This is a genomic window from Cohnella sp. GCM10012308 (assembly GCF_042649185.1).
Taxonomy (GTDB): Bacteria; Bacillota; Bacilli; order Paenibacillales; family Paenibacillaceae; genus Cohnella.
Genome location: NZ_JBHRYU010000001.1, coordinates 189,060 through 213,439, shown reverse-complemented (window position 1 = coordinate 213,439; position 24,380 = coordinate 189,060). Strand labels below are relative to the sequence as shown.

At 59.6% G+C, this 24,380-nt stretch carries 24 protein-coding genes; all 24 read left to right on the top strand.

Annotated elements, in window-relative coordinates:
- The first annotated feature begins 241 nt into the window (after positions 1–241).
- The 24 genes from ACFOTD_RS01030 (at position 242) to hslU (ending at position 24,372) form a co-directional block, all read left to right on the top strand.
- Entirely contained in the window at positions 242–1,273 is a 1,032-nt protein-coding gene (locus ACFOTD_RS01030) for a zinc-dependent alcohol dehydrogenase (protein WP_378114865.1), read from the top strand.
- A 2-nt stretch (positions 1,274–1,275) separates the two neighbouring features.
- Positions 1,276–2,109: a sugar phosphate isomerase/epimerase family protein gene (locus tag ACFOTD_RS01025; RefSeq protein WP_378114863.1), complete on the top strand. Its 834-nt coding sequence runs from the start codon at positions 1,276–1,278 to the stop codon at positions 2,107–2,109.
- Positions 2,110–2,221: 112 nt separating this feature from the next.
- On the top strand, positions 2,222–3,325 hold the full coding sequence (locus ACFOTD_RS01020) for a stalk domain-containing protein (protein WP_378114861.1): 1,104 nt from the start codon (positions 2,222–2,224) through the stop codon (positions 3,323–3,325).
- Positions 3,326–3,498: 173 nt separating this feature from the next.
- On the top strand, positions 3,499–3,861 hold the full coding sequence (gene ylxM / locus ACFOTD_RS01015; RefSeq protein ID WP_378114859.1) for a YlxM family DNA-binding protein: 363 nt from the start codon (positions 3,499–3,501) through the stop codon (positions 3,859–3,861).
- Between the two features lie 70 nt (positions 3,862–3,931).
- Positions 3,932–5,317 (top strand): signal recognition particle protein, encoded by a 1,386-nt coding sequence (gene ffh, locus ACFOTD_RS01010; RefSeq protein ID WP_378114857.1) that lies wholly within the window; start codon positions 3,932–3,934, stop codon positions 5,315–5,317.
- Positions 5,318–5,359: 42 nt separating this feature from the next.
- On the top strand, positions 5,360–5,632 hold the full coding sequence (gene rpsP / locus ACFOTD_RS01005; RefSeq protein ID WP_378114855.1) for a 30S ribosomal protein S16: 273 nt from the start codon (positions 5,360–5,362) through the stop codon (positions 5,630–5,632).
- 29 nt (positions 5,633–5,661) lie between these two features.
- Positions 5,662–5,895, top strand: a complete 234-nt coding sequence (locus tag ACFOTD_RS01000; RefSeq protein WP_090117411.1) for a KH domain-containing protein — start codon at positions 5,662–5,664, stop codon at positions 5,893–5,895.
- Positions 5,896–6,015: 120 nt separating this feature from the next.
- A complete protein-coding gene (gene rimM / locus ACFOTD_RS00995) occupies positions 6,016–6,540 on the top strand; it encodes a ribosome maturation factor RimM (RefSeq protein ID WP_378114853.1) in 525 nt (174 codons plus the stop codon).
- 2 nt (positions 6,541–6,542) lie between these two features.
- Positions 6,543–7,355: a tRNA (guanosine(37)-N1)-methyltransferase TrmD gene (gene trmD / locus ACFOTD_RS00990; RefSeq protein ID WP_378114851.1), complete on the top strand. Its 813-nt coding sequence runs from the start codon at positions 6,543–6,545 to the stop codon at positions 7,353–7,355.
- A gap of 237 nt (positions 7,356–7,592) precedes the next feature.
- Positions 7,593–7,934 (top strand): 50S ribosomal protein L19, encoded by a 342-nt coding sequence (gene rplS / locus ACFOTD_RS00985; RefSeq protein WP_090117408.1) that lies wholly within the window; start codon positions 7,593–7,595, stop codon positions 7,932–7,934.
- Positions 7,935–8,057: 123 nt separating this feature from the next.
- Positions 8,058–8,795, top strand: a complete 738-nt coding sequence (gene lepB, locus ACFOTD_RS00980; protein ID WP_378114849.1) for a signal peptidase I — start codon at positions 8,058–8,060, stop codon at positions 8,793–8,795.
- Between the two features lie 92 nt (positions 8,796–8,887).
- Positions 8,888–9,754, top strand: a complete 867-nt coding sequence (ylqF, locus tag ACFOTD_RS00975; RefSeq protein ID WP_378114847.1) for a ribosome biogenesis GTPase YlqF — start codon at positions 8,888–8,890, stop codon at positions 9,752–9,754.
- A gap of 219 nt (positions 9,755–9,973) precedes the next feature.
- Complete coding sequence (locus ACFOTD_RS00970) at positions 9,974–10,621, top strand: ribonuclease HII (protein ID WP_378114845.1); 648 nt, start codon at positions 9,974–9,976, stop codon at positions 10,619–10,621.
- Between the two features lie 84 nt (positions 10,622–10,705).
- A complete protein-coding gene (locus tag ACFOTD_RS00965) occupies positions 10,706–12,526 on the top strand; it encodes a hypothetical protein (protein ID WP_378114843.1) in 1,821 nt (606 codons plus the stop codon).
- 35 nt (positions 12,527–12,561) lie between these two features.
- Positions 12,562–12,930 (top strand): EscU/YscU/HrcU family type III secretion system export apparatus switch protein, encoded by a 369-nt coding sequence (locus ACFOTD_RS00960; protein ID WP_378114841.1) that lies wholly within the window; start codon positions 12,562–12,564, stop codon positions 12,928–12,930.
- A complete protein-coding gene (locus tag ACFOTD_RS00955) occupies positions 12,927–13,322 on the top strand; it encodes a YraN family protein (RefSeq protein WP_378114839.1) in 396 nt (131 codons plus the stop codon). Before ACFOTD_RS00960 ends, ACFOTD_RS00955 begins: the two co-directional genes overlap by 4 nt.
- Before the next feature lie 129 nt (positions 13,323–13,451).
- Positions 13,452–15,059: a YifB family Mg chelatase-like AAA ATPase gene (locus tag ACFOTD_RS00950; protein WP_378114837.1), complete on the top strand. Its 1,608-nt coding sequence runs from the start codon at positions 13,452–13,454 to the stop codon at positions 15,057–15,059.
- 311 nt (positions 15,060–15,370) lie between these two features.
- Complete coding sequence (gene sucC / locus ACFOTD_RS00945) at positions 15,371–16,531, top strand: ADP-forming succinate--CoA ligase subunit beta (RefSeq protein WP_378114835.1); 1,161 nt, start codon at positions 15,371–15,373, stop codon at positions 16,529–16,531.
- 27 nt (positions 16,532–16,558) lie between these two features.
- The gene (gene sucD / locus ACFOTD_RS00940; RefSeq protein ID WP_378114833.1) at positions 16,559–17,485 is read left to right on the top strand and encodes a succinate--CoA ligase subunit alpha; all 927 of its coding nucleotides are present in this window, start codon (positions 16,559–16,561) and stop codon (positions 17,483–17,485) included.
- Positions 17,486–17,592: 107 nt separating this feature from the next.
- A complete protein-coding gene (dprA, locus tag ACFOTD_RS00935) occupies positions 17,593–18,687 on the top strand; it encodes a DNA-processing protein DprA (protein ID WP_378114832.1) in 1,095 nt (364 codons plus the stop codon).
- Between the two features lie 79 nt (positions 18,688–18,766).
- Positions 18,767–20,863 (top strand): type I DNA topoisomerase, encoded by a 2,097-nt coding sequence (topA, locus tag ACFOTD_RS00930; protein ID WP_378114830.1) that lies wholly within the window; start codon positions 18,767–18,769, stop codon positions 20,861–20,863.
- An 81-nt stretch (positions 20,864–20,944) separates the two neighbouring features.
- The gene (gene trmFO / locus ACFOTD_RS00925; protein WP_378114828.1) at positions 20,945–22,273 is read left to right on the top strand and encodes an FADH(2)-oxidizing methylenetetrahydrofolate--tRNA-(uracil(54)-C(5))-methyltransferase TrmFO; all 1,329 of its coding nucleotides are present in this window, start codon (positions 20,945–20,947) and stop codon (positions 22,271–22,273) included.
- 138 nt (positions 22,274–22,411) lie between these two features.
- Positions 22,412–22,954 carry an ATP-dependent protease subunit HslV gene (gene hslV, locus ACFOTD_RS00920; protein WP_282909101.1) on the top strand — a complete coding sequence of 181 codons (543 nt, stop codon included), beginning with the start codon at positions 22,412–22,414 and terminating at the stop codon, positions 22,952–22,954.
- A 23-nt stretch (positions 22,955–22,977) separates the two neighbouring features.
- Positions 22,978–24,372: an ATP-dependent protease ATPase subunit HslU gene (gene hslU / locus ACFOTD_RS00915; protein WP_378114825.1), complete on the top strand. Its 1,395-nt coding sequence runs from the start codon at positions 22,978–22,980 to the stop codon at positions 24,370–24,372.
- The last annotated feature ends 8 nt before the right edge of the window (positions 24,373–24,380 follow it).

Sequence of the window (24,380 nt, the reverse complement as noted above, 5' to 3'; positions counted from 1 at the left end):
GTAGCCTCTGATCTCGCAGCCTGCGTTTTGTCGAAGCTACACGGTTTTTCGCATAACTGGCTTCCAGAGCAGACGTTGTGCCGAAGTTACGCGGTTTTGCCGCTCAACTGCGCCCGCAGCCGACTAAGCAAAGGGTAGTGATTTAAAATGCGAGGACTATTTGCTATAATAAATTGCGTAAACACGCGTTCACGTCTATTCAAGCCAACGAGCTTTTGCGACTATGGAGGTGCTGTGTGCAATGAAAACGGTTAAAGCCTTCGGGCCGCAGAATCTGCGCGTCGTCGATGGCGCGGAGCCCGAGCCCGGCCCCGGCGAAGTGCTGGTCGAGACCCGGGCCTGCGGCATTTGCGGGTCAGACAAATGGTTTTGGCATGTCGAGGCGCCCAGTGATTACGTAGCCGGACATGAGGCGGCCGGCGTGATCGTCAAGACCGGTGAAGGCGTGACCGGCTTCAAGCCTGGCGACCGGGTGGCGGTTAACAATGTAAAAGGCTGCGGCGAATGCGAAGAATGCCGGGCGGGACGATTTGTCCGCTGCGGCAGTGCGCCGCTCGTCCATATGGGATTCGGCTTCGCCGAGCGAATGGCGGTGCCCGCGCGCAACTGCCTTCCGCTCGATCCGGCGATCAGCTTCGAGCAAGGCGCGCTGCTGTTCGACAACTGGGGCACGCCCTACGCCGCGCTAAAACGGACGCGTCTCGGCGCGGGCGACAGCGTGCTCGTGACCGGCTGCGGACCGATCGGTCTGGCCGCGGTGGCGCTATGCAAGGCCAAGGGCGCCGCCGTGGCGGCGGTCGATCCGATCGCGGCGCGCAGGGAGGCCGCGCTGCGTCTCGGCGCGTCGATCGCCGTGTCTGCGGACGAGAACGCAGCTTCGCGTCTGCGCGCGTTTTCGGGCGAATCCGGCTTCGGTTACGGCGTCGACTGCTCGGGCAAGGCGGCTTCCTACGAGCTTATCTTCGAGCTTGTCGCGATCGGAGGCACGGTCGTCACGATCGGCGAAGGCGCGAAGTTCGCATTCGATTCGAGCCTACTTATCCATAAGCATCTCACGCTGGTCGGTTCGCTGTATTCCTCGATGGAGGACGGGGCCGAGCTGCAGCGGATGGCGGTTGCGGGCGAACTGGACCCGCTCGCTTTCGTTACGCATCGGTTCCGTCTTGCGGATTTGCCGACCGAATTCGGCAAGGTCATGGGCGATGACGGCGCATTGTTAAAGGCAGTCGTTCTTAACGACGAACGATTCGAAAACGAACCGGGGAGGATATAAAAATGCGACTGGGCAGCCAGCTATTCGGAGATACGAGCACACCTGAATCATGGGTGAACGAGGTGCTTAAGGGCGGATACCGGTCCGCCGTATGCCCGGATTTGAACGATACGTCCGACGACGTCGTACGCGCTTACGTGCGAGCCGCGGAGGCAAGCGACATCACCATCTCGGAGGTAGGCGCCTGGAGCAATCCGATCAGCGCGGACGAGACGGTCCGGCAGGCGGCGCTGACCCATTGCAAGCGGCGGCTTGCGCTCTCTGACACGGTCGGCGCCCGCTGCTGCGTCAACATCGCCGGGTCCCGTGGCGAACAATGGGACGGACCGCACCCGGACAATTTTACGGAAGACACCTTCGCGCTCATCGTAGACACGGTACGCGAGATTATCGACGCCGTGCGTCCGACACGCACGTATTTTGCGCTGGAGACGATGCCATGGATTTTTCCGGATTCCGCGGACACGTATCTGGCGCTGCTCAAGGCGATCGACCGGAAGGCGTTCGCAGTCCATTTCGACCCGGTCAACATGATCGCAAGCCCGAGAATCTACTATAAGAACGGCGATATGATTCGCGACTTTTTCGACAAGCTCGGCCCGTATATACGCAACTGCCATGCCAAGGATATCAAGCTGGCCGGCAAGCTGACGGTGCATCTGGACGAGGTCGTGCCCGGCCGCGGCGCGCTGGACTACCGGACCTTTCTTAGCGAGCTGAGCAAGCTGGACCCCGATACTTCGCTGATCGTGGAACATCTGCATGCGCCCGAAGAAGCCGAGGAAGCGGCTCGTTATATCCGGTCCGTGGCCCGAGAGCTGAATATTTCTTTATAAATAAATGGACGAAATCGCTCAAGGGGTGTAACTTTTGGACGCGCCGGCGCGTCAGTGACCATGCAAGCGCTTGATCGCTGCGCTATCTCGGGTTCAGAAGGGAGCATTTCTTATGAAAAAACAAAAATGGATCATTCTCGCGACCGCGGCCGGACTGCTCGCGACGACGGGCGCCAGCGCGGCCGGACTTATCGAAAAAGTAAGCGGCCAGCTCCGCGGCGATATCTCAGTTTCGGTCAACGGCGAAAAAACGCAGCTTCACCCGGTTTATATCGACGGCAAAGCTTACATCCCGGTCCGCGACGCGGCTGAAGCGTTCGGCTACGGCATCTCTTGGAATCAAAAGCAGCTGGATCTGACGAGCAAGAACGCGCCTGCGGAAGAGGCCGAGTACGCGATGACTTCCGGCGTCGTAGCGAGCGCGACCGCCAATGCGGACGGCGGCGTCAGACTTGAGGTGCTCGGTACCGGACCGAACGCGTGGATCATCCTGACGGCCGACGCCAAGTCGGTCGTCACCGGCGCGGACGGCAAGAAGATCGCGGCCGGCGACCTGAAGGCGGGCATGCATATTATCGCCGAATACGGTCCGGCCATCGCGATGAGTTATCCGGGGCAATCCCATGCGGCGTCCGTAACCGTGACGGCCGAGCGGCTCGTCAAGGAGAATGCGGTCTATTCCGTGGAAAAAGCGGACGGCGGCTGGCGGATTCAATTCTCAGAATTGAAGGACGGCGTCGATACGCCCGTGCTTACTCTCCAATCCGGCAAGGAAACGCGCCTCGTCGACAAGGAAGGCCGATCCGCCGACTGGACGCAGATCAAGCCGGGCACGCCGGTTCGCGCTTATTACGGCCCGACGATTACCGAGGGGCAGGTTGCGGCGCTCGATACGGTCGTCGTGCTGGAACAGCAGCCTACCGCCGAGCAGATCGCGGCTTATCGCGAGATCGCCTGGAAGCTGGTGCCTGCCGAGCAGCTGCCGCATCTGCTGACCAAGAAGGAAGAAGCCCAGGTTGCCGTGATCGAACCTGACAGCGCAGGTCTTATGGCTGCCGATGAAGCTGCCAAGAAGCGCGTCGAAGAGATCAAGGCGGCCGGCGGCAAGCTGATCGCAGTCAATTACAGCACGGATCAAGATGCATTGATCGGGCCGCTGACGATTGTATTCGATCCCGAGACGGAGAAGCTGGTCGGATATTTCGTCAGGCGATAATGTATTGGCAATAATCGTATTGACAGCCGAACCCATGGCCTCATTTAAAGGAGGCGTGGGTTCTTTTTTATGTGTTAAGGTATTTGCCTTGACAACGTCAGGGCGAAAGCTTATGATAGTTTTCGGACGCGGAGTGTCAAGTCGTTTCCCTTGACAGCATAGGAGTGATCGTGATGCAGGGAGAGCGCGCACTCGCGAAGACGACCCGGATGAACATGCTGTTCGATTTTTACGGGCCGCTGCTGACCGACAAGCAGCAGACGTTTCTGAAGTTTTATTACCACGACGATTACTCGCTCGGCGAGATCGCTTCGGACTTCGAGATCAGCCGGCAGGCGGTCTACGAGCATCTGAAGCGGGCGGAGCAGGCGCTCGAGGGCTACGAGGACAAGCTTGGACTCATGGCGCGGCACGTGCGGATGCACAGTTGGCTCGAGACGCTCGACCGGCAGATCGGCGGGCTCCCGGAGCCGCACCGCGAGGCGCTGGCCAGGACGGCCGCGGGCTTGCGCGGATCGGAAGACGGCGAGCTTTGAACGCGAACCCGACAAATGATATGATTGAACGAATAGATGCGAGATTTTTGAGGAAGGGAGGGACCGGCTCATGGCATTCGAAGGATTGACGACAAGGCTGCAGAACGTGTTCGGCAAGCTGCGCGGCAAAGGCAAGCTGTCCGAGGACGATGTCAACGAGGCGATGCGCGAGGTGCGTCTGGCGCTGCTGGAGGCCGACGTCAACTTCAAGGTCGTCAAGGACTTCATCGCGAAGGTGAAGGAGAAGGCCGTCGGCCTGGAAGTGACGAAGAGCTTCACGCCTGGGATGGTCGTAGTCGACATCGTCCACAAGGAACTGATCGAGCTGATGGGCGGCACGCAGTCCAAGCTGGCCAAGTCCAACCGGCCTCCTACGGTCGTTCTGATGGCAGGCCTGCAGGGCGCGGGCAAGACGACGCTCGTCGGCAAGCTCGCCAAGCAGCTGCAGTCGCAGAACCACAAGCCGCTGCTCGTAGCCGGCGACATCTACCGTCCCGCCGCGATCAAGCAGCTTCAGGTGCTCGGCGGACAGATCGACGTGCCGGTATTCTCCCTGGGCGACCAGGTCAGTCCGGTCGAGATCGCCCGGCAGGGCGTGGCGCGCGCCAAGGAAGAGGGCCGCGACTACGTGCTTATCGATACCGCGGGCCGTCTGCAGATCGACGAAGCGCTCATGGAAGAGATCAAGCAGATTCATGCGGCGGTCAATCCCGACGAGGTGCTGCTGGTCGTCGACGCCATGACCGGCCAAGAGGCGGTCAACGTGGCCAAGAGCTTCCACGATCAGCTGGCGCTGACCGGGGTCGTGCTGACCAAGCTCGACGGCGACACCCGCGGCGGCGCGGCGTTGTCGGTCAAGGCGGTGACGGGCTGTCCGATCAAGTTCGCCTCCACGGGGGAGAAGATCGACCAGCTCGAGGCGTTCCATCCCGACCGGATGGCGTCGCGGATTCTCGGCATGGGCGACATGCTGTCGCTGATCGAGAAGGCCCAGACGAACATCGACGAGGAGAAGGCGAAGGAGCTCGAGCGCAAGATGCGCACGGCCGAGTTCACGTTCGACGACTTCCTCGAACAGATGGAGCAGGTCCGCAAGATGGGGCCGCTCGACCAACTGCTCGACATGATGCCCGGCATGAACAAGCTGAAGGCCAATCCGAACTTCAAGATCGACGAGAAGCAGATCTCCCGGACCGAGGCGATCGCCAAGTCGATGACGAAGGCGGAGAAGCAGAAGCCCGACATCATCAACTATAGCAGGCGCAAGCGGATCGCGGCCGGCAGCGGCACGAACGTGGCCGACGTGAACCGGTTGCTCAAGCAGTTCGAGGACATGAAGAAGATGATGAAGCAATTTTCCGGCATGATGGGACCGAAGGGACCCAAGGGCGGTATGAAGGGCCTCAAAAATCTGCTCGGCGGCAAAGGCGGCAAGGGCATGAAGTTTCCTTTCTGATTCGCAAGCATCGATATCTCGTTAAGGAGGTGAAAGTTTAAAATGGCAACTCGCATTCGTCTTAAGCGTATGGGCGCTCACAAAGCCCCTTTCTACCGCGTGGTCGTAGCTGATTCCCGCTCCCCGCGCGACGGCCGCTTCATCGAGGAGATCGGTATCTACAACCCGGTCGCTCAACCGGCCGAAGTGAAGATCGACGAGGAGAAGGCACTGAAGTGGCTGCAATCCGGCGCGCAAGCGTCCGATACGGTCCGCAATCTCCTGAGCAAGTCCGGCGTTCTGAAGAAGTTCCACGAATCCAAGCTCTCGAAGTAAGACGTCGGATTTCCCGGAGGCTAACGGCCATGGAACAACTCATACGGGTTATTGCACAGGCATTGGTGGATCATCCGGAAGACGTACGAATTCAGGTCAAGGAAGACGCGCGAGGCCTGGTGTACGAGCTTACCGTTCATCCCGGCGATGTCGGCAAGGTCATCGGCAAGCAGGGGCGGATCGCGAAGGCGCTGCGCACGGTCGTCTCGTCCGCCGCGGTCAAGACCCACAAACGCGTCATCGTGGACATCGTATCCGAATAGCAGGCAGCTGAAGTCCGGGCGCGCGAACAGCGTACCGGGCTTTTTCGTCCTTCTGGGCCAACCGTTGCCGTATGGGCAGGCAGCGGGTCTGGATATTCTATCGTAAAAGGGGGCGTTCCCTTGTCAGAGCAACAACTGTTGAACGTCGGCAAAATCGTCAATACGCACGGCGTGCGGGGCGAGATCAAGGTGTGGCCGCAGACGGACTTTCCGGATGTGCGGTTCCGCGCGGGCAGCAAGCTGCTTCTCGTGAATCCGGAAGCCGGCGGGCAGCCTGCGGAGGTCGAGGTCGTCAGCGCCCGCGAGCAAAAAAACATGTTCGTGGTCCGGCTGAAGGGCTGGGACGACATCAACCAGGTCGAGAAGTACAAGGGCTGGGAGCTTAAGGTCGAAGCCGAGGACCGCGTGGAGCTCGAGGAAGACGAATACTATCTGAGCGATATTGTCGGCTGCGCCGTCTTCACGGAGGAAGGCGAGGAGCTGGGCTTCGTCAAGGAGATTCTGTCCCCCGGCGCGAACGATGTCTGGGTCGTCAAACGTCTGAAGGGCGGAGATTTGCTGCTGCCGTATATCGACGAAGTCGTCAAGGAAGTCGACGTCGCCGCCCGCAGGGTCAAAGTTCATCTGATGGAAGGATTGCTCTGACGATGCGCGTAGACGTTTTAACGCTTTTCCCGGAGATGTTCGAGGGCGTGTTCGGCAGCAGCATCCTGGGCAAGGCGCGCGATCGCGGGCTCGTCTCGCTGAATACGGTGAACTTCCGCGACTACGCGAACAACAAGCACAACACCGTCGACGACACGCCCTACGGCGGCGGGGGCGGCATGGTGCTGAAGCCGGACCCGATCTTCGCGGCCGTAGAGGCGGTGACTGGACGGACGGTGCTAACGGAACCACGCGACGACGAAGCCGAGCGCGACATGCCTGCTTCGGAGGCTCAGAATTCGCAGCCACGCGTTATTCTCATGTGTCCGCAGGGAGAGACCTTCACGCAGGCGAAGGCGCAGGAGCTGTCCCGGGAGGCGCATCTCATTTTCATCTGCGGCCATTACGAGGGCTATGACGAGCGCATACGCAGTCACTTGGTGACGGACGAGCTGTCCATCGGAGACTACGTGCTCACGGGCGGAGAGCTGCCCGCCATGACCGTCGTGGACGCCGTCGTCAGGCTGCTGCCTGGCGTGCTCGGCAACGAGAGCTCCGCCGTTACCGATTCGTTCAGCGACGGCTTGCTCGAATATCCTCACTATACCCGTCCCGTTAATTTCCGCGGCCTCCAGGTGCCGGACGTTCTGCTGTCGGGTCATCACGCGGAGATCGACAAATGGCGCCGGCAACAGTCGCTTCTGCGGACGCATGCGCGCCGGCCCGAGCTGCTGGACCTTGCGGAGCTGACCGACAAGGAGAAAAAGTGGCTTGAGACCGCGGTACGGGAGCCGGGTGAAGGCGACGCACTTTGAATCGTTGCCTTTTAGCCGGGCGATAACGCCGCCGGTCGCCTGCTGGAATAATTAGAACTTGAATGCGGCGGGCGTTTGTGATAAAATTTCAAATGTTGTGTATGTCGGAGCCTATGATCGGCCTTGTGCCTCGGAGCTGCGGCATGATTAATCGGGCGGTCCTCTGCAAGCTAAGATCCGGATACGAATATTCGGGGAGCGGCACGAACGTCTATGGCGGAAGGAGGGGACACCCCCATGAGTCTGATTCAAACGATTACGCAAGAGCAACTGCGCAAGGACATCCCGGCTTTCCGTCCAGGCGATACGCTGAAGGTTCACGTTAAAGTCGTCGAGGGTTCCCGCGAGCGGGTACAACTGTTCGAAGGCGTCGTGATCAAGCGTCGCGGCGGCGGGATCAGCGAGACCTTTACGGTTCGCAAGATTTCCTACGGCGTCGGCGTCGAGCGTACTTTCCCGGTTCACTCGCCCCGCATCGAGAAGATCGAAGTGGCGCGCCGCGGTAAAGTTCGCCGTGCGAAGCTTTACTACCTGCGCAACCTGCGCGGCAAGGCAGCTCGCATCAAGGAAATTCGATAATGAAAAAGCAAGGGGGCTTGGCATTCGTTCAAGCCCTCTTTTGCGTTCTTCGCGTTCTTCGCACAAGTGGCATACATACCCTGGGACGGGTACATTTAGCTGAGGCAGAAAAGAGGCGAGCTTATGGATCAATCTGACAAACGGAATGAATTGGAGCAAACGGAGACCGCGTTCGGCGATTCGTCCGTACCCGGCTCGCCTTCCGGGCAGACCGTTCCGGAAGCTTCCCCTAGCGAGCCCGGCTCGAACGGGGCGTCTCCGCCCGCGCCCGGCGCCGGAAAATCCAAGGCCGGCAAAGAGGCCGTCGAATGGGTCAAGGCGCTGGCGATCGCCGGCGTGCTCGTCGTTCTGATCCGCTGGCTGCTGTTCAACCCTTTTATCGTCGACGGCGAGTCGATGCAGCCGAACTTCTGGGACGGCGAACGTATTATCGTGAACAAAGCCCTGTACGACATTCGCAAGCCGAAGGCCGGCGAAGTCATCGTTTTTCACGTGCCGGACGAGCATAGGGACTATATCAAGCGGATCATCGCCGTAGGAGGCGACACCGTCAAGGTTCAAGGCGACGACATTTACGTCAACGATACGAAAATCAAGGAGCCGTATTTGCAGGATACGTACGAGGAAATGCACGCCTCGGGTCAGCTGTACAACGAAGAAAAGTGGAGCAGCGATTTCCCGAACGAAACGTTCCCGGACGGCAAAGTGCCGGACGGCATGCTGTACGTCATGGGCGACAACCGTCCGAACAGCAAGGACAGCCGCATGATCGGCTATGTGCCGATCGACCGCGTCGTCGGCCGGGCCGAACTCGTTTTCTGGCCGCTCGACAAGATCAAATACATCGGCAAAGGGTATTAAGCCGAATCTGACGCGATGCGTCTTGGCCTAAGGCTGCGGCAGCCGGATGGACCGGCGCTACCCGAGGCGCATACGAGAGGAGGCTGTTTCGTTTGACCATCCAATGGTTCCCCGGTCATATGACCCGGGCCAAAAGGCAAATCGAAGAAAAGCTTAAGCTGATTGACGTCGTATTCGAGCTGCTGGACGCGCGCATACCCGAAGCAAGCCGCAATCCGATGATCGACGAGATCGTCGGCGGCAAGCCGAGGCTCATTTTACTGAACAAGGCTGACCTGGCCGATCCGGCCGCGAACGCGGCCTGGCTCGCCCATTACCAGGCTCTCGGACACAGCGCGCTCCTGATCGACTCGAGCACCGGCACTGGCGTCAAGGATATCGCCGTTCGCGTTCAGGCGCTGCTCAAGGAAAAGACCGACCGGCAGATCGCCAAGGGCCTTAAGCCGAGGCCTGCCCGCGCTTTGATCGTAGGTATACCGAACGTAGGGAAGTCTACGCTGATCAACAAGCTGGCAGGACGAAGCGCGGCCGTGACCGGCGACAAGCCCGGCGTCACGAAGGGGCAGCAATGGATCCGTACCGGCGGCGGCCTCGAGCTGCTGGATACGCCCGGCATTTTGTGGCCCCGGTTCGAGGATGCGGACGTCGGCTTCAGGCTTGCCGCAACGGGCGCAATCAAGGAAGAGGTTCTGCACGTCGACGAGGTCGGCTGTACGCTGATCCGATATCTTGCGGAGCATTACCGGGACACGCTGACCGACCGTTACAGTCTGGATACGCTCCCCGAGGAACTTCCTGACACGGCGGCAGCGGCAGACGTACTTGCCGATATCGGCAAGCGCCGGGGATGTCTCGGCAGCGGGGGCCATGTGGATTACGACAAGGCTGCGGGCGTCCTGCTGCGCGACCTGCGCTCGGGCAAGCTGGGGCGAATATCGCTCGAGACGCCGGTCATTTAAATAGAGGCTTGTCGACTTCGGTCGGCGGGCTTTTTTTATGGACGGGAAGACTGCTGCAAGTGCGGTTGCCCCTCGGCGTTGGGTAAAACTTCCGCGCGTATTTGCGGGTTTGGAAGGCTGCAGGCGGCGGGGAGCGTTGAAAAACAGTTGCCGGATTGTCGCAGTTGTCGGACAATAGAGGACAGAACGCAAACGAACAAAAGCGCATTAAAGGCGGAGATGGATTTGAAAACCGAGCTACCTCTTGAAATCGATAGATTATCATATGAACGAGACTTATGGGCGGACGGTATGTCCGCCGTCGCCGGCGTGGACGAAGTAGGCAGAGGATGCTTGTTCGGCGATGTCGTCGCCGCGGCCGTCGTGTTGCCGGCCGGCCTGGCGCTTGAAGGAATCGACGATTCCAAGCGGCTGAGCGAAAAGAAGCGGGACGAGCTGTACGATATCATTCTTGCGAATGCGGTTGCGTGGTCGGTCGGCCGCGTCGACGCCGCGACGATCGACAGAATCAATATCCGGCAGGCGTCTCGTTTGGCGATGAAGCTGGCTGTCGAAGGACTGGCGGTGAAGCCGGATCACCTGCTGATCGACGCGGAGACCGTCGAATTGCCGCTTCCGCAAACGAAGATCATCAAGGGCGACATGCTCAGCCAATCGATCGGCGCGGCTTCGATCGTCGCCAAGGTAACGCGGGACCGGCTATGCGATCAAATATGGGATTTAAATTATGCCGGCTACGGAATTAAAGACCACAAGGGCTACGCGACAAAGGTGCATCGCGACGCGCTGCTCGCGCTCGGCCCGACGCCTCTCCACCGCAGATCGTTTTTAACGAAGTACGCCGCCGAGCAGCAGACGCTTTTTTAACGAATTAACGGGCGGCAGCCGATAAACGGATACATAGCCTTCAGTCGTGTGAAGTGCAGACTCGAAGAAGGGAGTTGAGCCAAGATGGACATGAACATCGGTTCTTTGATGCGGGCGTTCATGAAGGACAGCCAGCCGACCGACGTCAAAGCGCTGGAGCTGCGGATCGGACAGATCGTGCGGGGCGTTTTGATCGAAATGCTGGACGGGCAGGATGCGCTCATGAACATCAACGGCGTCCCTGTCCGGGCCAAGCTCGAGGCCGAAATGACGGTCGGCCAGAGCACGCTGCTGCAGGTGCGTCCGGATTCGTCTTCGGGCTTGGTCTCCTTGCGGCCGCTGGCGGACGTTACGCAGGCCGACGCCGCGGACGGGACGCTGGCCCGCGAAGGCGTGAAGGCGTTCGGCCTGCCCGAGCAGCCATGGAGCCGGGAGCTGCTTCGCGGGCTTGCTCGGGACGGCTACCCCGTCACGCGCGAGACGGCCGACTGGTTCGCGCAGGCGGCATCGGCCAAGCCGCCGGGTGCCGATGCGCAGGAGTGGATGAACGCGGCGGGGGTCGCCTTGCGGCGAGGGTTGCAGCCGACGGAGACGACGATCGGCTCTTTAAGACAGGCTTTATACGGCCCGCCGCTGCATGAGCAGCTGTCCGCCCTGGCGGAGATAGCTGGGCAAGCCGCGGCCGATCCGTCGATCAAGCCGGAGACGGCGGATGCCTCGCAGCGCGTTTTGACGCTGCTAAGGCAGGTGTCCGCGCTGGTAGAAGGCCCAGCCGCAGGAGACACTGCACAGGTCTCCGGCGCGAGCGAAACGGATGGCGAAGGCCGTTCGGCGGCTGCGGATCCAACCGCAAGCAGCAGGCAGCGGCCGGAAGGCGGCAGCGATCCCGCCGAGCCTTCAAAAGCGGTTCGGCAGGCCGAGGGGCGCCAGGACGCGGCTGGCCGCGGGAACGTCGTCCTGCAAGCAGATACGGCGGGGGTAAAGGGAGACGCGCCGCGCGCTGCGGAAGCGGTGGGCAGACGTGCGGCGGATTCGGCAGCGGCAGGCTTGCATGCCGTGGGCGCTGCGCCTGATGAGGCGGGGGAGGTTTCCGGAGCCGTCGGCGGCCGGGCGGAGCCCCGGGCTTCTTCCGAGCCTCCGCGCCCGGCGAGCGGCGCAGCCGCAGTCACGGGCGATCGAACGGCCGGGACAAGCGCGGACAAGGAGCCGTCTTGGATCGGCAAGCTGCTCAACGCGCTAGGCGCAAACCATGAGCATGCGGCGCTCAAAAGCGGCATTTGGAGCGAACTTCAGGGCGGCGCGGCAAACGCGGCGGATCCAGCTTCGAGCGGGTCGGCACAACCGGCGGACTCGTTAAAAAGCGTGCTGCTAGGATTGACCGCGAGCGACGACGTTCCGCCTGCGCTGCGCGAAGCGGCGCAAAATCTCGTCCAGCAAATCACGGGGCAGCAGCTGCTGTTGTCGGCAGAACGCCAGAATACGGCGATGATGAGCCATATGACGTTGTTCGTTCCGATGAAGGGGCAGGACGGCGAGACGACGGCCAAGGTTCATATCGAAGCGCGGCGCGGGCGGCGCGGCCAACTGGATGCAGACAACTGCAGACTGTTGTTCGATCTGGACATGCGTCATATGGGACGCACCGTCGTCGACGTGCAGGTCGTCGACCGGACGGTCTCGCTTCGCCTGTTGAACGATCAGCCGGGCATGGCGGAGCTGGTCGAGGAAGCCAAGGGAGAAGCCGCGGACGGCCTCAGGTCGGCCGGATACCGGCTTATGTCCTTAACGGCAGCGCCCTATCCCGAGCGGGTCGCCCCGGAGACGGGCGCGCCGGAATCCAATCAAGCGGCCTCTGGAGGCGCTTATGCGGCCAAACTTTACAAAGGCATCGATTATCGGGCTTAACGGCCTGCACACGGATACAACAAGGTGGGAAGCGCATGGAGCAGCCGAAGGGTGACGGACGAAAGTCGGTAGGCGCAGATCGTTCCGGCGGAGCTGGAGAGACGGGCGGAGGCGAGCGGTATGTCCCTCACAAAGCCGTCGCGCTGAAGTACAATCCGGAGATAAGGTCCGCGCCAGTCGTTGTAGCCAAAGGCAAAGGCGTCGTTGCTGAAGAGATCATGAAACGCGCGGCGGAGAACGGCATACCTGTCCAAGAGGACGCGTCGCTCGTCGAAGTGCTCTCGAAGCTGGACCTGGAGCAGGAGATTCCGCAGGAGCTGTACCAGCTGGTCGCTGAGGTGCTTAGCTTTGTTTACCGTTCGGACAAGCGGGCCTCCCAGAGGAACAGGGGGCAGTCAAATTGACGCGGGACCCAGGGGCGGACAATCGGAAGCCGGACCTTCGCAAAATGCGCGGCGATCGGGCCGAGGCGGAAGCGGCTGCTTATTTGGAACGTTTGGGTTACCGCATACGCGAGCGGAACTGGCGCTGCCGGACCGGCGAGCTTGATATCGTCGCGACGGACGGGGACGTTACCGTGATCGTGGAGGTTCGTTCGCGCAGGGAAAACGGCCGGTTCGGCACGGCGGTCGAGGCGGTCACGCCGCGCAAGTGCATGCAGGTTCGCGCGACGGCCCAGGTGTATTTGCGCTTCGCGGGACTTGAGGGCGTAAGGACGAGGTTCGACGTCGTGGCGGTAACGTACGACTGGGCGGATGAAATCACGGAAGTGCGGCACTTGTCCGGTGCATTTTGAATGCCGGCGATTGACAAGCGGCGCGCACGTCATTAGACTAAGCGATAAGGAAATAAAATGGATACGGATTGCAGGGAAGCACCTTGCTCCGGCGACGAATATACGTTGCGGAGGGAAGGTGTATTTTTTATGTACTGCAAGCTGTTGAGCGCCATCGTGCTAGGCGTTGAAGGCAGGCTGATCGAGGTGGAGGTGGACATTGCCGCGGGTTTGCCCCAAGTCAACGTGGTCGGCTTGCCCGATCCGGCCGTGCGCGAATCGATCGACCGTGCGCGGGCAGCCATTCAGAACGCCGGAATGAAGTTTCCGCTGGACCGCATCACGGTCAATCTGGCGCCGGCGGACATGCGCAAGCAAGGGAGCGCGTTCGATCTGGCGATCGCGGCCGGCATTCTTTGCGCGAGCGGGCAGATGCGGCAGGACGAGCTTGACGGCGCTCTGATCATCGGCGAATTGTCGCTGAACGGAGAAGTGAAGTCTGTTCCTGGCGTGCTTGCAATGGCGGAGAAGGCCCGGACGGCGGGATTGCGGCGCGTATTCGTGCCGCCGGCGAGTGCGCGCGAAGCCGGATTGATCGAAGGCATCGATGTCCAGTCCGTCTCGTCGCTGGAGGATTGGATTCGCGGCCGGAGCGGGACGGACGCGACGGCGCATGCCGAGACCGATCCGGAGCCGATAAGCGGACCTGTCTCGGGCGTCCCGCTCGATCTGGCGGACGTCGCCGGACAGCTGCAGGGCAAGCGTGCGCTGCTAATCGCGGCTGCCGGCATGCACAATCTTCTTTTTCTCGGTCCGCCGGGGACGGGCAAGACGATGCTTTGCAGGAGGCTGCCGTCGCTGCTGCCGCCGCTTGTGGACGAAGAGGCGCTCGAGGTTACCAAAATATACAGCGTGAGCGGGAAGTTCCCGGGCGCGCGCGCCGGCTTGATTCGGGAGCGCCCTTTTCGGGCGCCGCATCATACGATATCGACCTCCGGCCTGATCGGAGGGGGACCTGTGCCCAAGCCCGGCGAGGTCACGCTCGCACACCGGGGCGTGCTGTTTTTAGACGAATTGCCCGAATTCGGAAGAGGTGCGCTCGAGTCGCTTCGCCAGCCGCTCGAGGATCGTCACGTGACGATCGGACGGGCGCGCGGCGTGACGCGTTTTCCCGCAAGCTTCATGCTGGCCGCGGCGATGAATCCATGCGCTTGCGGTTACTTTGGAGGAGACCAGAGCGAGCATCCTTGCACCTGCTCGGTCGGCTCGCTTGCCCGTTATCGCGCAAGAATGTCGGGGCCGCTCGCGGACCGGATCGATCTTCAGGTCGAGATCCCCAGACAGGCAGTCAGCTTCGGCGGGGGCGGGATGACATCCGCGGACGCAAGAGACAGGTTAAGCGTCGCCTACGATAGGCAGCTGCGCCGCTATGAGGAAGCCGGCATCCGGTGGAACAGCGAGCTGTCAGGACGGCTGCTGTCCGCACATGTTCGGCTCGCGGACGACGCGGAGGCGCTGCTGACCAGTATGTACAGCAGGCTAGGGCTTAGTTACCGGGCCCATGACCGTATCTTAAAGCTGTCGCGAACGATCGCGGATCTGGAAGACAGCGAAGCGGTGAGGCTCGAGCATGTCGCGGAGGCGGTTCAGTATCGCGCCCTGGACAGGCAAATGCCCGGCTATGAATCCGGCGCGACGCGCGATACGCTTGGCACGAGGGGAGGCAGCCGGACGAAACCGCCTTCCCGGGGCAAATGAGCGACGGACTGCTCGTTAAGCTGCGGTGATCATACAAAGCTGCCCGAACTAACGCGGGAAATGTCTTCTTTCGCTGCAGCCGGCAATAGGCAAAAGCGATGAATACAGTGTCTGCATGTTGGGCTATGTTAAGGAAAGCGTGGGCCGTTCATTCTCCTTTTTAGATGAAATCGTTGCCAAAGTCATCTAAAAATTTGATGAAAAACAGAGGAACGCCAAGTCGAAAAGTGATACAATGGGTAAGGTTTGGTGCTTGTACGAAGCGCCTACAAGGTTGTTATGATGCGTTTTAAACGGGAGGATGCAGGGCCATGAATATTCATGAGTATCAAGGCAAGGAAGTCTTGAGACAGTACGGCGTCGCCGTACCTCGCGGGAAGGTCGCGTTTACGGTCGACGAAGCGGTCAAGGCTGCCGAAGAGCTCGGCACGGCCGTCTCGGTCGTCAAAGCGCAAATTCATGCCGGCGGACGCGGCAAGGCCGGCGGCGTCAAGGTAGCCAAAAACCTGGACGAGGTTCGCCAATATGCCTCCGACATTCTCGGCAAGGTTCTGGTCACGCACCAGACCGGTCCGGAAGGCAAGGAAGTCAAGCGCCTGCTGATCGAGGAAGGCTGCGACATCAAGAAGGAATATTACGTAGGCCTCGTCGTCGACCGCGGCACGGGATGCGTAGTCCTGATGGCTTCCGAAGAAGGCGGCACGGAGATCGAAGAAGTCGCCGCGCACTCCCCTGAGAAAATTATCAAGGAAATCGTCGATCCGGCGATCGGCCTGCAGACGTTCCAGGCCCGCCGCATCGCCTACGCTATCAATATTCCGAACGAGCTCGTCAACAAAGCGGCGAAGTTCATGCTGTCGCTGTACCAGGCGTTCGTGGACAAGGATTGCTCCATCGCCGAGATCAATCCGCTCGTCGTTACCGGCGGCGGCGACGTCATGGCGCTCGACGCCAAGCTGAATTTCGATTCCAACGCGCTGTTCCGCCACAAGGATATCCTGGAGCTTCGCGACCTGGACGAAGAAGACGAAAAGGAAATCCAAGCTTCCAAATTCGATCTGTCCTATATCGCGCTTGACGGCAACATCGGTTGCATGGTCAACGGCGCGGGCCTTGCTATGGCCACGATGGACATTATCAAATATTTCGGCGGCGAGCCGGCTAACTTCCTCGACGTCGGCGGCGGCGCGACGAAGGAAAAAGTAACCGAGGCGTTCAAGATCATTTTGTCCGACGCGAACGTTAAGGGTATCTTCGTCAATATCTTCGGCGGCATCATGAAGTGCGACATCATTGCCGAAGGCGTCGTTGCCGCTGCGCGCGAGCTGGGCCTCGACAAGCCGCTCGTCGTTCGCCTCGAAGGCACGAACGTCAAGCTCGGCAAGGAAATTTTGAACAACTCCGGCCTCAATATCGTGGCCGCGGATTCGATGTCGGACGGCGCTCAGAAGATCGTCGCGCTGGTGAAATAATCAGGGAGAACCGGGGAGTGTGAAGTCATGAGCATCTTGATCGATAAAAATACGAAGGTCATTACCCAAGGCATCACGGGGGCGACTGGCGCGTTCCACGCCAAGGGCGCACTCGAATACGGCACGCAAATGGTCGGCGGCGTTACGCCGGGCAAGGGCGGCCAAACGATCGATTTCGATCTGGAGAACGGCACGAAGGTAACGCTGCCCATTTTTAACACGGTTCGCGAAGCCGTAGCCAAGACGGGCGCAACCGCATCCGTCATTTACGTCGCGCCTCCGTTCGCCGCCGATTCGATCATCGAAGCGGTCGACGCGGAGCTCGATCTTGTCATCTGTATCACCGAAGGCATCCCGGTGCTCGACATGGTTAAGGTCAAGCGCTACATGGAAGGCAAGAAAACTCGCCTGATCGGTCCGAACTGCCCAGGCGTCATTACGCCGGACGAGATCAAGATCGGCATCATGCCTGGCTACATTCACAAAAAGGGCCATGTCGGCGTCGTATCCCGCTCGGGTACGCTGACGTACGAAGCCGTTCATCAATTGACGACGCGCGGCATCGGTCAGTCTTCCGCAGTCGGCATCGGCGGCGACCCGGTCAAAGGGTCCGAGTTCATCGATATTTTGAACCTATTCAATGAAGACCCGGACACATACGCGGTCATCATGATCGGCGAGATCGGCGGCACGGCGGAAGAAGAAGCGGCAGAATGGGTCAAGGCCAACATGACCAAGCCTGTCGTGGGCTTCATCGGCGGCGCGACGGCGCCTGCCGGCAAGCGCATGGGCCACGCCGGCGCGATCATCTCCGGCGGCAAGGGTACCGCGGCCGAGAAGATCAAAGTGCTCGAAGAGTGTGGCATTCGCGTTGCGCCGACGCCTTCCGACATGGGCGCGACTTTGGTCGCTGTTCTTGAAGAGCGCGGCATGCTGGAAAAGTGCAAGATCTAACAATTAGACAAAATACGTGATTTTTCGGATGGCAGGCAGCCTTCCGCGCTCCCGACGGAGCGTGGAGGGCTGTTTGTTTTTTTGAAAAAAGGAAAGGTTGTGCCCGGATGTTCGAGCGGATGCGCGATACGCTGGCTGCGCTTCACGAGACGGAAGGCGTCGGCTGGGAAACGATCAACACGATCATGGCAAAGGACGGCTTGAAGGACGCAGCGCTGCGAAGGCCGGCAGAATGGCGGGAAATGGGGCTTTCCGCAAGAAGAGCGGAGGCGATCGCCGCAAGCTTGGACAGCCGTCGAATGGAACAGCGCCGCGCCAGATGGGATAAAACCGGGCTTTCCGTCGTGACGGAGATGGATCCGGACTATCCGGATTTGCTGCGGCATATTTACAGACCGCCTTGGGTGCTCTATTATATTGGACGATTGGAATTGCTTGCTAGGCCGCAGATCGCCGTCGTAGGGACCCGGCAAGCGACGATTTACGGCAAGCGCGCCGCAGAGGATTTGTCCGCCGCTTTCAGCCGCGCCGGACTCGCGGTCACAAGCGGAATGGCCAAGGGCATAGACGCAGCCGCCCATGCCGGCGCGCTGCGCGGCAGCGGTGGGACGGTAGCCGTGCTCGGCTCGCCCGCCGACGTGGTATACCCGCCGGAAAATCGTTTGCTCTACAGGCGCATCGCGGAAGAAGGAGTGATCGTTTCGATCACGCCGCCGGACGTGCCGATTCATCCCGGCATGTTTCCGATGCGCAATCGGGTTATCGCGGGTTTGTCGCTTGGCGTCGTCGTAGTTGAAGCGGCGTCGCGCAGCGGAGCATTGCTCACGGCGAACGAGGCAATCAAGGAAAATCGCGATGTCTTTGCGGTGCCGGGTCCGATCAGCTCGCCGAGAAGCCGCGGAGCGCTCGAACTGCTTCGTGACGGAGCGGCCGCCCAAGTGCTTGAAGCGGAGGATGTGATCAAGCATTACCGCCGCTATCTTGGCGGCGTCCGGATCCCGGAAATGCCCTCGTACAGCGAGCCCGAATTGACGGAACAAGAAGCGCGAATATTCCGTTTGCTGGCCGACGGGCCGGCTTCCGCGGAGGAACTATGCCATCGCAGCGGCCTCACGTTTGGACTTTTACACGCGGTTCTGATATCTTTACAAATAAAGCAACGAATACACCAGCAACCCGGTTCCGTATATATCGCCCTGTGAGCAGCACCGTCGATCCCGGATTTCATACGGACGACGGTCCGGCCAAGGGCCCGTTGACCGTAGGAGAGGAGGTTTTGACGTGGCGGATTCACTCGTCATCGTAGAATCCCCGGCCAAGGCCAAGACGATCGGCAAATATTTAGGCAGCAAGTATATCGTCAAGGCATCCATGGGGCACATCCGCGATTTACCGAAAAGCCAAATCGGCGTGGAAGTGGAAAACGATTTTCAACCGAAATATATAACGATCAGAGGCAAAGGAAGCGTCCTCAAAGAGCTGAAGGACGCCAGCAAGCGGGTCAAGCGCGTCTATCTCGCGGCTGACCCCGATCGCGAAGGCGAAGCGATCGCATGGCACCTTGCCCACTATTTGGAACTGAACGAAAAGGACGCATGCCGCGTCGTATTTAATGAAATAACGAAGCAGGCCGTCAAGGACGCATTCAAAACGCCTCGACCGATTAACATGGATCTTGTCAACGCGCAGCAAGCCCGCCGCGTGCTCGATCGCCTGGTCGGCTACAAGATCAGCCCGCTTCTATGGAAAAAAGTGAAGAAGGGCTTGAGCGCGGGCCGCGTTCAATCCGTTGCGGTCAAGCTGATCATGGACCGTGAAAACGAAATCAAAGTGTTTGAGCCCGTCGAATATTGGAGCATCACCGCTCACTTGAAGCAGGGGGCGTCGGCATTCGAAGCGAAGTTCCATTCGCTGGCCGGCGACAAAAGCGAGCTTCACACTGAAGCCGACGTGAACAAGGTGCTCGAAAAAGTCGGCGACAACCCCTTTATCGTCGGCGAGATCAAGGAAAAGGAAAGGCAGCGCAACCCTTCGCCGCCGTTTATTACGAGCTCCTTGCAGCAGGAGGCGGCACGCAAGCTGAACTTCCGCGCTTCCAAAACGATGCAGGTGGCGCAGCAACTGTACGAGGGCGTCGACCTCGGCGCTGAAGGCACGGTAGGTCTTATCACGTACATGCGTACGGATTCGACGCGCATCTCGCCGATCGCCCAAGAGGAAGCCAAAGGCTTTATCGAAGAAAAATACGGCGCGAGCTTCTATCCGGAAACGCCTCGCGTTTATTTGAAAAAGAATGCCAACGCGCAAGATGCGCATGAAGCGATCAGGCCGACATCCGTACTGCGAACGCCGGAAGAAGTCAAGCAGTACCTGTCGCGCGATCAGCTTCGGCTCTACAAGCTCGTATGGGAGCGCTTCGTCGCGAGCCAGATGTCTTCCGCGGTGCTCGACACGATGACGGTCGACCTGACTAGCGGCGAGGCGACATTCCGCGCAGCGGGCTCCAAGCTCAAATTCGCCGGCTTTATGAAGGTATACGTCGAGGGCAGCGATGACGACACGACCGACGAAGAGCGGCTGTTGCCTGCCCTTACGACGGGCGACAAGGTGCAGACGGAATCTGTCGATCCCAAGCAGCACTTCACGCAGCCGCCTCCGCGATACACCGAAGCGCGTCTGGTAAGGTCGCTCGAGGAACTCGGCATCGGACGGCCAAGCACGTACGCGCCGACGCTGGAGACGATCCAAAAGCGCAACTACGTGGCCATCGAAGAGAAGAAGTTTTTTCCGACCGAGCTCGGCGAGTTAGTCATTCAACTTATGGAAGAGTTTTTCCCGGAAATTCTGGATGCCGAATTCACGGCGCATATGGAAGGCGACCTCGACCATGTCGAGGACGGCAAGGAAGATTGGGTCGACGTCATCGGCGAGTTTTACAAGTCGTTCGAGAAGCGGCTTGAAGTGGCCGAAGAGGAAATGAAAGAAATCGAGATCAAGGACGAGCCCTCGGACGAGATCTGCGAAAAATGCGGCAGCCAGATGGTTTACAAGATGGGCAGATTCGGCAAGTTTCTCGCTTGCTCCGGATTTCCCGAATGCCGCAATACCAAGCCGATCGTCAAGGCGACGGGCGTCACTTGTCCGAAGTGCAAGAGCGGCCAGGTCGTTGAGCGGCGAAGCAAAAAGGGACGGATGTTTTACGGCTGCGACAAGTATCCGGAATGCGACTTTGTCTCTTGGGACAAACCGGTGCCGAAGCCTTGTCCGGAGTGCGGCGGCATGATGGTGGAGAAGCGCGTGCGCGGCCAGACCGAATGGCATTGCACCGCATGCACCCATCAGGAGGAAGCCGCGGAACTCGAAGAAGCGTTTGACTAAAATGGCGGCTCCCGGGATCGCAAGCGCGCCTTGCCGGTTGCGGGAGCCGAATTGTATTTGCAGCGCAGGAGGTCAATGATCGTGAATTCATATCCAGCCGTAACCGTCGTCGGGGCGGGACTCGCCGGCAGCGAAGCGGCCTGGCAGATCGCTTCTCAAGGCGTGCCGGTCAAGCTTTACGAGATGAGGCCCGTACGCAAGACGCCGGCACACCATACCGACGGGTTTGCCGAACTCGTATGCAGCAATAGCTTAAGAGCCAATGGCCTGACCAATGCGGTCGGCGTACTTAAAGAAGAAATGCGGCTTTTGCAATCTTTAATTTTATCCGCTGCGGATCGTCATGCGGTGCCTGCAGGCGGCGCGCTTGCGGTCGACCGCGAAGGCTTTTCGGGCGAAGTGACGAGCCGTTTGCGCGAGCACCCGCTTGTCACCGTCATCAACGAAGAGCTGTCCGCCATTCCGCAGGACGAAATCGTCGTTATTGCGACCGGACCTTTGACTTCTCCGGAGCTGTCCGCACAAATCAAGGACTTGTTCGGCGAAGAGTATTTTTATTTTTACGATGCGGCAGCGCCGATCGTCGAGAAAGACTCGATCGATATGGATAAGGTATTTCTGGCCTCGCGATACGACAAGGGCGAAGCGGCGTATTTGAACTGTCCGATGTCGGAGGAGCAGTTCGATGCTTTCCACGAGGCGCTCACGACCGCCGAGACGGCGGAAATCAAAGACTTCGAGAAAGAAATGTATTTCGAAGGCTGCATGCCGATCGAAGTAATGGCGGGCCGAGGCAAACAGACGGTACTGTTCGGACCGATGAAGCCGGTAGGTCTGGTCGATCCGCGGACCGGCAAATTGCCGCATGCGGTCATCCAACTGAGGCAGGATAATGCAGCCGGTACGCTCTTCAACCTTGTCGGCTTCCAGACCCATCTCAAATGGGGAGAACAAAAACGCGTATTTTCGTTGATTCCCGGACTGGAAAATGCCGAGTTCGTGCGTTTTGGCGTCATGCATCGCAACACGTTTATCAACTCGCCCAAGCTATTGCGTCCCACCTATCAATACCGGGAAAGAGAGACGCTCTTCTTCGCGGGTCAGATGACCGGCGTAGAAGGCTATGTCGAATCGGCCGCCTCGGGCTTGATCGCCGGTTTGAACGCAGGCCGGCTCGCGCGGGGGCTCGAACCGGTAACGCTGCCCGAGCACACGACGCTAGGCAGCATGGCGCATTATATTACGACGGCAGATTTCCGCCATTTCCAGCCGATGAACGCAAACTTCGGGTTGTTTCCACCGCTGGGCAGAAAGGTCAAGAGTAAAAAAGAGAAAAATGAAGCGATCGCGGAACGCGCGCTTGAGGCGGTTCGCGCTTTTGCCGAGGAATCGCGGTTCGTCGGCACTTAGGCAATAGGCAGTCGAAGCAGCGGCAGCGCATTAATAGCTAGCCGCTTCTTTGGCGCAAAACTTGCCGTTTCAGTACGCAGTCAATGACGGACAATAGGCACGTCAAGCGTTCAACCGATGAAAGAGGGAGGAATACGCATGGAAGCTACTTTTCACGCCACAACGATCTGCGCCGTCCGGCACAACGGGAAAGGCGCGATCGCAGGAGATGGCCAGGTCACGTTCGGCAACAGCATGGTAATGAAGGCTTCCGCGAAAAAGGTACGACGGTTGTACCGTGGGCAGGTGCTTGCAGGCTTCGCGGGCTCGGTCGCGGACGCGATCACGCTGTTCGAAAAGTTCGAAGGCAAGCTCGAGGAGCATCACGGCAATCTACAGCGCGCGGCAGTGGAGCTCGCCAAGGATTGGCGCTCGGATCGCGTACTGCGGCGTCTGGAAGCGATGCTCCTCGTCGTCGACGCCACGGGCATGCTGCTCCTGTCCGGAAATGGGGAGGTCATCGAGCCGGACGACGGAATCCTGGCGATCGGATCCGGCGGCAGCTTCGCCTTATCCGCCGCTCGGGCATTAAAGCGTCATGCGCCGCAAATGACGGCCGCAGAGATCGCGCGAAACTCGCTGCAGATCGCTTCCGAAATTTGCGTATTTACGAACGACAACCTCATCGTCGAAGAAATTTGAATCGGATAAGTGGAGGGATAGCGATGAACGATCAACTCACCCCGCGGCAGATCGTAGCCGAGCTTGATAAATACATTGTCGGCCAGAAGCCCGCGAAGCGTTCGGTAGCCGTCGCGCTGCGCAACCGGTACCGTCGCAGCAGACTCCCTGACGAGCTGCGAGACGAGGTCGTGCCCAAAAATATTTTGATGATCGGACCTACCGGCGTAGGGAAAACGGAAATCGCCCGCAGGCTTGCGAAGCTCGTGCACGCTCCGTTTATTAAGCTCGAAGCTACCAAGTTTACCGAGGTCGGCTACGTTGGACGGGACGTCGAGTCGATGATTAGGGACCTCGTCGAAACGTCGATCCGCATGGTGAAGGAAGAACGGACGGAAAAAGTCAAGGATAAGGCTGTTCGCGCGGCAAACGAGCGTCTGGCCGCTTTGCTGGCGCCGTCCCCGTCCAAGGCCAAAACGCAGCGCAATCCGCTGGAGATGTTGTTCGGCGGCAATGCGAACGCGCAGGCGGAAGAACCGGACCCTGTCGATCCCGATCTGGCATCCAAGCGTTCCGATATCCTGTCCAAGATTGAAGACGGCAAGCTGGAAAACGAGCTGGTCGAAGTCGAAGTGGAAGACCAAACGCCTTCGATGATGGATCTCTTTTCGGGGCCTGGACAGGAACAAATGGGTCAGAACATGCAGGAAATGCTGAGCCAGTTCATGCCTAAAAAGCGTAAGAAGCGCAAGCTGCCCGTTCGGGACGCGCGCAAGCTGCTCGTGCAGGAAGAGGCGGGCAAGCTGATCGACATGGACGAAGTCGTATCGGAATCGGTTCGCCGCGCGGAGCAATCGGGCATTATATTCCTTGACGAAATCGACAAAATTGCAAGTAACGGCAGAGGCCAGGGGCCAGACGTATCGCGAGAAGGCGTGCAGCGCGATATTTTGCCTATCGTAGAGGGCTCGACCGTCGTGACCAAGTATGGTCCCGTTAAAACGGATTATATTTTATTTATCGCAGCGGGCGCATTTCATGTCGCGAAGCCTTCCGACCTTATCCCGGAACTGCAAGGGCGTTTTCCGATTCGTGTCGAGCTCAGCAGCCTGACGGACGAAGATTTCGTGCGGATCTTGACGGAGCCGGAAAATGCCTTGACAAAGCAGTATGCGGCGCTGCTTCGTACCGAAGGCATCGAAGTCGAGTTCACCGCCGAGGCGATCTCGGAGCTGGCGAACATGGCGCAAGACGTAAACCGCAATACCGAAAATATCGGCGCTCGCCGCCTCCATACGCTGCTGGAAAAGCTGCTGGAGGATTTGTCGTTCGAAGCGCCGGAGCTGCAGCTGGAGCGGCTGGAAATTACGCCCGAGTACGTGCGGGAGAAGCTCGGCACGATTGCCAGCAACCGAGATTTAAGCCAATATATTTTGTAAAAGCCGTT